General features: G+C 65.4%; 5 protein-coding genes. 2 read left to right on the top strand and 3 right to left on the bottom strand.

The window, feature by feature from the left end:
• Positions 1-1,695: DEAD/DEAH box helicase (locus Q8N40_RS16955; RefSeq protein WP_305712625.1), on the top strand; the 1,695-nt coding region annotated here is incomplete at its 5' end.
• Between the two features lie 13 nt (positions 1,696-1,708).
• On the opposite strand, the gene Q8N40_RS16950 is transcribed toward Q8N40_RS16955, so the two are convergent.
• Entirely contained in the window at positions 1,709-2,404 is a 696-nt protein-coding gene (locus Q8N40_RS16950) for a TetR/AcrR family transcriptional regulator (protein WP_305712624.1), read from the bottom strand.
• A gap of 60 nt (positions 2,405-2,464) precedes the next feature.
• On the opposite strand from Q8N40_RS16950, the gene Q8N40_RS16945 reads away from it, so the two are divergent.
• The gene (locus Q8N40_RS16945) at positions 2,465-4,621 is read left to right on the top strand and encodes an alpha/beta hydrolase fold domain-containing protein (RefSeq protein WP_305712623.1); all 2,157 of its coding nucleotides are present in this window, start codon (positions 2,465-2,467) and stop codon (positions 4,619-4,621) included.
• A gap of 72 nt (positions 4,622-4,693) precedes the next feature.
• Here the strand turns inward: Q8N40_RS16945 and Q8N40_RS16940 are convergent, their stop codons facing one another.
• Positions 4,694-5,746: an amidohydrolase gene (locus Q8N40_RS16940; RefSeq protein WP_305712622.1), complete on the bottom strand. Its 1,053-nt coding sequence runs from the start codon at positions 5,744-5,746 to the stop codon at positions 4,694-4,696.
• Positions 5,747-5,872: 126 nt separating this feature from the next.
• A partial coding sequence (locus tag Q8N40_RS16935; RefSeq protein ID WP_305712621.1) for an ATP-binding protein occupies positions 5,873-7,300 on the bottom strand: 1,428 nt, incomplete at its 5' end.

Raw genomic sequence — 7,300 nt, 5'->3', positions numbered from 1 at the left:
CGCGAACTCGCCTGGCTCTATCAATATGCCGATGCGCGCGTGGTCTCCTGCGTCGGCGGCATGGATCCGCGCGCCGAACAGCGCCAGCTGGCGGCGGGCGCCCACATCGTGGTCGGCACGCCCGGCCGTCTCTGTGACCATTTGCGTCGCGGCCGTCTCGACGTCTCGCAGTTGAAGGCGGTGGTGCTCGACGAAGCCGACGAGATGCTCGATCTCGGTTTTCGCGAGGACATGGAATTCATCCTCAAGACCACCCCGGCCACCCGCCGCACCCTGTTGTTCTCGGCGACGCTGCCGCGCGGCATCGTGGCAATTGCAAAGACCTATCAGCAGCAGGCGTTTCGCGTCGAAGTCGCGGGCGACGAGGGCGGACATGCCGATATCGAGTACCGCGCCATCCGGATTGCGGCCGCCGATGTCGAGCACGCGGTCGTCAACGTGCTGCGATTCTTCGAATCGCCGGGCGCGCTGGTGTTCTGCAATACCCGCAACGCGGTGCGGCATCTGCAGGCCACACTGTCGGAGCGCGGCTTCTCCGTGGTCGCACTGTCGGGCGAGTTGACCCAGAACGAGCGCACCACGGCGCTGCAGTCGCTGCGCGACGGACGCGCCCGGGTCTGCGTCGCCACCGACGTCGCGGCACGCGGCATCGACCTGCCGAACCTCGACCTCGTCATTCACTCCGATCTGCCGAACGACGCGGAGGTGATGCAGCATCGCTCCGGCCGCACCGGCCGTGCCGGCCGAAAGGGCGTCAGCGTCCTCCTGGTGCCGCCGGCGCGCAAGCGGCGCGCGGAATTGCTGCTGAATCTCGGAGGCATCGACGCCGTCTGGGGCACCGCGCCCACTTCGGAAGAAATTCGCAAGCTCGACCAGGAGCGGATGCTGAAGGACACGCTGTTCGCGGAAGAGAACACGCCGGAGGATCTGGCGCTGGCCCAGGCCATGCTCGCCGAGCGATCGCCCGAGGATATCGCCGCGGCGCTGGCACGGCTCTATCGCGCGCGGTTGCCGTCGCCGGAAGACATTCTCGATCCCGGCCAGGGCGCCGGCCGGTTCCGTGACGTCGGTAGCCGGGACAAGGGCGCGCGGCCGCAGCGCGGCGACGATCGCGAATCCGCGCCACGCTCAAAACCAGGCAAATCTTCGCCGCGTCACGGCGGCATGGCCGAGGGCAGCGTGTGGTTCCGCGCCGCCATCGGCCGCAAGAAGAACGCCGAAGCGCGCTGGCTGTTGCCGATGATCTGCCGCCGTGGCGGCATCGACAAGCATGACATCGGCGCCATCCGCATCATGGACACCACCACCGAGTTCGAGATTTCGAAAGCTGCCGCGGAATCCTTCGCCGCCATGATCCGGCGTCCTGACAAGGAAGACAACATCCGCATCGAGGCGATGACCGAAGCGCCGCAGAGCCAGCCGCCGCAGGAGAAGCGCTCCTATCCGCCTCGGCGCGAAACCGGCGCCCCCGAGCGCGCCGATCGCCCGAACGATCGGTTACGCGACGAGCGCGGGCCGAAGCCGCATGGCAAACCATCCGGCGGAAGCGGTCCGGGCTTTGCCCGGGAGCCGGGCTTCGACAAGAAAAAGAAATATGCGCACAAGCCCGCCTACGCCGGCAAGCCGGCGCACGCCGGCGCGGGTGATGCGAAGCCTTCGTTCGGAAAGAAGAAAAAGAAGAACCGCGCCGGCTGAGCTGGCGCCTGGCCTAGCGTCTTCCGTCCGCCGGCAGGCCGTCGAGCGTCCGCGCCGACGGCGGGCAGGTGAGGGTCGCCTCCAGCGTGTCGAGAATGTTTTCCGTGGTGAAGCGCTGGTCCCACAGCCGGTTGCTCCGGGTCCGCGGGGTTTCCAGCGCGGCCTCGCGCGCCGACAGGATGGCGTTGGCATAGATCGAGAACATCGAGAGCCGCTGCTCGACCAGTGCCGCCGGCAGCGGCAGCATCCGTTTCAGATGCGCGAAGCAGGCGACATAACCGGCATTCCAGCGGTTGTTGAGCGCGGCCCGCAGCGTCCGGCGGTCCGAGGCCTGCAGGCTCGAGGTGAAACGAATGTAGCCGCGCCAGCGCTCGTCCTCGCCGAGTTCGATCACCGGCATCACCAGCACCAGCACCACCTCGCGGATGGTCGCGGGCCCGCCGCGGCCGTCGAGTTCGCGCAACATGCCCTGGCGCCGCTCGTCGAGCACCGCCGCGCCGTCGACCACGAGCTGGCGGATCAGTTCCTCCTTCGAACCGAAATGATAATGCAGCGCGGCGTTGTTGCGCTGGCCGGCCGCCGTGACGATCTGCTGGACGGTCACCGCATCGACGCCGTGACGGGCGAACAGCATTTGCGCCGCCGCCTTGATCTGGCTCTTGGTATCCTCAGGCGGGGGGCGGGTCGCAGCCCGCATCTTGATTGACATTTCCGGGTGCCCTGACCTAGCCTAAGTGAAATAGCTTAATTCAAGCGGGTGCAGACAACCATGCGCGTTCTGATCGCAGGCGGCGGTATTGGTGGACTGACTACTGCGATTGCGCTGCGCCATCAAGGTATCGACGCGCTGGTGCTGGAGCAGGCCGAGACCATGGCCGAAATCGGCGCTGGCATCCAGATCGCCAGCAACGCCGCGATCGTGCTGCGCGAGATCGGCCTCGAAACGGCGATCCGCGCCGTCGGCGTCAAGCCGCAGTCCTACGATTATCGCGACCTGCGCAGCGGCCGCATGCTGTACCAGGCGCCGCTCGGCGACGAAGCCGCCGCCCGCTATGGCGCGCCGATGTACAACATTCACCGCGCCGACCTGATCCGGATCCTGTTCGATGCCGTTCCGTCGGAGACCAGGCGACTCGGCGCGCGCGTCGTGGCGGTGTCGCAGGACGCGGGCGGTGTCGAGGTCCGGCTGCAAACCGGCGAAACCCTGCGCGGCGACGCGCTGGTCGGCTGCGACGGCATTCATTCGGCCGTGCGCCAGCATTTGCGCGGCAACGAGGAGAAGCATTTTGCCAACATCCTGATGTGGCGTTCGCTGATTCCGGCAGAGCGGCTCGAAGGCCTCGGCCTGGAAGAGCGCGGCAATTACTGGTTCGGCCCCGGCCGAACGCTGATCACCTACTGGGTGCGGCCGAAGAATCTCTACAGCATCCTGGCCTCGGTGCCGGCGCACGAGGTGCAGCGCGAATCCTGGACCGAGAGCGGCGACATCTCCGAGATGCTGCGCTCCTTCGAGGATGCCGAGCCGCGCGCCCGCGCCATGCTCGAACAATGCGGAAGCGCCTTCATCACCGGCATGTATTATCGCGACCCGATCGACAGCTGGACCTCCGGCCGCGTCACGCTGCTCGGCGACGCCGCGCATCCGATGGTGCCGTTCCTGGCCGCGGGCGCCGGCCAGAGCATTGAGGATGCCTGGACCTTTGCGCGCGTGCTGGCGCGCCGGCAGCACGATGTTCCCGGCGCGCTGCTGGAATATGAACGTCGCCGGCTGCCGCGCACCACACGGATCCAGGCCGGCGCCCGCGCCGCTGTCAAGCTGATGCACGAGCAGGAACCGCAGCGGCTGCGCGACCGCAATGGCCGCTGGAAGGGCATGGCGCGGATCGATCCGCTGGCAGAAACGAGTTGGGGCCTCGCCTGGGATTATAATGTCGTGAAGGCCGTCGAAGGGCCGCCCGGCGAGGTGCGCAACGTCACCGGCCTGCGCGAGGGCAAGCGGCTGCAGCGCCCCGAAAGCCAGCGCGCCTTCGAATTGTGGAAGTATGCTTTCCGGCCGGAGGATGTCGCGCGCGGCCACGACGGGCTGCGCGAGGCCTATGACCGGTTCCTGATCACCAATTTTCCGCTGCCGGAGAGTGTGGAAGCGGTCGAGGACGAACTGGGCGACGTCAGGGCCTTTCGTGTCGCCGCGCCGGACGCGCCGCGCGGCAATGTCGTGCTGCACTTTCACGGTGGCGGTTATCTGATCGGCTCGGCGAAAGGCTCGCTCGAATATGCCGGCCGGCTCGCCGCGGCGGCCGGCGGCGCCTGCTACACCGTCGATTACCGGCTTGCGCCGGAGCATCCCTATCCGGCGGCGATCGACGACGCGATCTCGGCCTATCGCGCGCTGCTCGCGCGCGGCATCCCCGCGGGCTCGATCCTGCTGTCCGGCGAATCAGCCGGTGGTGGTCTGGCGCTGGCGCTGGCACTTGCGCTGCGCACCGCCGGCGACCCGCTGCCCGCCGGCATCCTCGCCGTTGCGCCCTTTACCGATCTTACGGTTTCGGGAGCCAGCGTGCGCGCCTTCAATGGCGACGATCCCGCCGCCAATCGCGACCTCCTGACCTTCATGGGCGCGTCCTACTTCCAGGGCCATGAGCCGACCGATCCGCTGGTGTCACCCTTGTTCGGCGACCTCACCGGCCTGCCGCCCTTGTTCGTCACGGCGACGCAAGGCGAATGCCTGCTCGACGACACGACACGGCTGGCGGAACGCGCCGAAAAAGCCGGCGTCGACGTCACGCTACGGCTGGCCGAGGATTCCGTGCACGTCTACACGATATTCCCCTTCCTCCCGGAAACGCGCGCCACGATGGAGGAAGTCGCGGTCTGGGCGCGCCGCCATCTGCGGCGTAACGACACCAGGCCGCAAGCCGCTGAATAGCGGCATCGGGAAAAGCCCGAACTGGCTCAGGTCGCGACCAGCGGCGGCGGTTGCTCGGCCCTGCAATCGCAATTAATCCAGCTTCAGCCGGTAAAAATCCGTCGCGGTACTGGAAAACAGCGCGGCCTTCTCGGCCTCGCTGTACTGCGCGGCGATACGTTTGAAGGCGTTGAAGATCACCTGATAGCTGCACTGGCCCTTGTCGGGCGGAAAGTTGCTTTCGAACATCGCGCGGTCGGGCCCGAAGGCCTCGATGCAGGTCTCGATATAGGGGCGCCATGCCGCCGCGGCCTGCTCCGACGATGGCGGTTTCGGGCGCTCGTGAAAATCATAGCCGAGCAGCCGCATCGCGAGCCCGCCGAGTTTCACGGAGACATTGGGGCATTTGGCGATTTCCTGGATCGCCGCCTTCCATGTCACAAACGTCTCCTCGCGCTTGCCGGCGAAGCGGCCGATGCCAATCGGGCCACCGCAATGGTCGAGCATGATTCGGGTGCCCGGAAAGGCGCGGGCGAGATCGACCAATTCCCCGATCTGCGGATGAAACAGCCAGGCATCGAAGCTGAGATTCAGCGGTGCGAGACAGGCAAAACCCTTGCGAAAAGTTGGATCGAGCAGGATGCCTTTCGGCCGCTTGGCATACATGCCGGCGACCTCGAATTCCGCATCCCATGCCGAGGAGTGGCGGATGCCGCGGAAGCGGCCATTGCCGGCGGCGATTTCCGCTTCCAGCACCGGCCTGGCGCCGTCGCCGAGCAGCAGATTGACGTGGCTGACGATGCCGGCATTGATTTGCGCCGGACCATAACCGCCGCTGGCGCTCATTGCCGCGACGCCATTGGCGAATTCGACTTCGCCGATCGGGCGGAACGCTTCGGGGCCTGACGCGCGGTACATCGAGCGGCAATCGACATAGACGGTCGCCACAATATTGTGGCCGGACGCGATATCGGCGGCCATCTCCTCGATCATGTAGCGCTGGCCGCCGCGATCCCAGAGATGATGATGCGGATCGACGATCGGACGGGCGGGATCGATCGCTTCCTCGGTATATTGCGCCAGCCAGTCCTCGCGCGGATCGGCATACAAGCCACTGCTGGATGCCGCGGCAGTGCTGTTGGCCATGGATCGTTACTCCCTAACTCCACCATCGAGGGCGGCTGGCGTTTGGCGTCGTTCAGTGCAATACGCCGGGCCTGTCATCTTATGCGTATTGGCGTGACCGCTTGGCGAATGCGTCCTGTCCGTGAGTCAGGGCGCGGCGAGAGCTTCGCGGATCTTCCTCGCCAAATCGGCCTTGCGATACGGTTTGGCGAGCAAATTGACGCCCGGATCGAGACGGCCGTGATGAATGATTGCGTTTTCCGTGTAGCCCGACGTAAACAGGATTCGTACTGCTGGACAGCGCCTTTTCACCTCATCTGCGAGTTGCCGGCCGTTCATCCCGCCGGGCATGATGACATCGGTGAAGAGAAGATCGAAGGGCACGCTCTGGTCGACCAGCGCGAGCGCCACGCCTGCATTGCTGGCCGACAATGTCGAATAGCCGAGAGCCTGCAGCTGCGCCAGCACATAGGCGCGGACCAGTTCATCGTCCTCCACCACGAGGATGGTCTCCGTTCCTCCGCGCAGCGCGCCAATATCCGGCACGGCGGGTTGCGCGCTTGATGCCCCGGCGCTGCGTGGCAAGTATACCCGGATGGTCGTTCCGTGCCCCATCTCGCTGTAGATTTTTATGTGCCCGCGCGACTGTTTGATGAAACCAAATACCATACTCAGGCCGAGCCCGGTGCCCTTGCCCGTTTCCTTGGTGGTGAAGAAAGGCTCGAACACCCGATCGAGAATCTCGGCCGGAATGCCAAGGCCGGTGTCGCTCACTGCAATCATCACGTATGGGCCTGGCTCCGCGTCGGGATTCGTTACGGCGTAAGCATCGTCCAGTATCGATTCGCCGCTTTTGAAGGTCAGCTTGCCGCCATGGGGCATGGCATCGCGGGCGTTGATGGCGAGATTGAGCAGTGCGGCCGAGAGTTGGGAAGGGTCGGCCGTCGCGCGCCAAATATTGTCGCCCAGCATGGCCTCGATCTCGATGTGCTCGCCGATCGTTGGCCGCAGCAGATTGGTCGTTTCCCTGATCAGAGCGTTGACGTCGACATCTCGCGGCGCCAGCGGCTGCTTGCGGGCGAAGGCCAGCAATTCATGCGTCAGGCTGGCGCCGCGCGTCGCCGCATCGTCGATCATCCTCGTGATGGCGACAAGCTCCGGGCGGTCGGCCAGGTCTTCCATCAGAATCTCGACCGTGCCGGTGATCACCGTGAGGATATTGTTGAAGTCGTGGGCGATGCCACCGGTGAGTTGACCTATCGCATCCATCTTTTGCGATTGGCGAAGCATGGCCTGGGCGGCCTTGCGTTCGGTGATGTCGCTCACTGTAGCCACATAACGACCGAGTCCGGCATCGTGCGCAATTTCGGCGACGACCAGTTCCAGCGGAAAGGGTGAGCCGTTCTTTCGTCGGCCTTCCAGCTCTTCCCGCAACGTCGCCATCGCAAGACCTGAGCCAGATCGTTGGTCCCGCGGCTCGGTAAGCAGCATGTTCACGTCGTGCCCGATTACTTCATCAGCCCTGTAGCCGAAAATATTCTCCGCCGGTTTGCTGAAATTCCGGATAGTTCCGTT

The sequence above is a fragment of the Bradyrhizobium sp. genome (assembly GCF_030693485.1).
In the GTDB taxonomy this organism is placed as follows: domain Bacteria; phylum Pseudomonadota; class Alphaproteobacteria; order Rhizobiales; family Xanthobacteraceae; genus Bradyrhizobium.
Note: the sequence above shows the minus strand (reverse complement) of the source record. Positions and strands in the feature narration are given on the sequence as shown.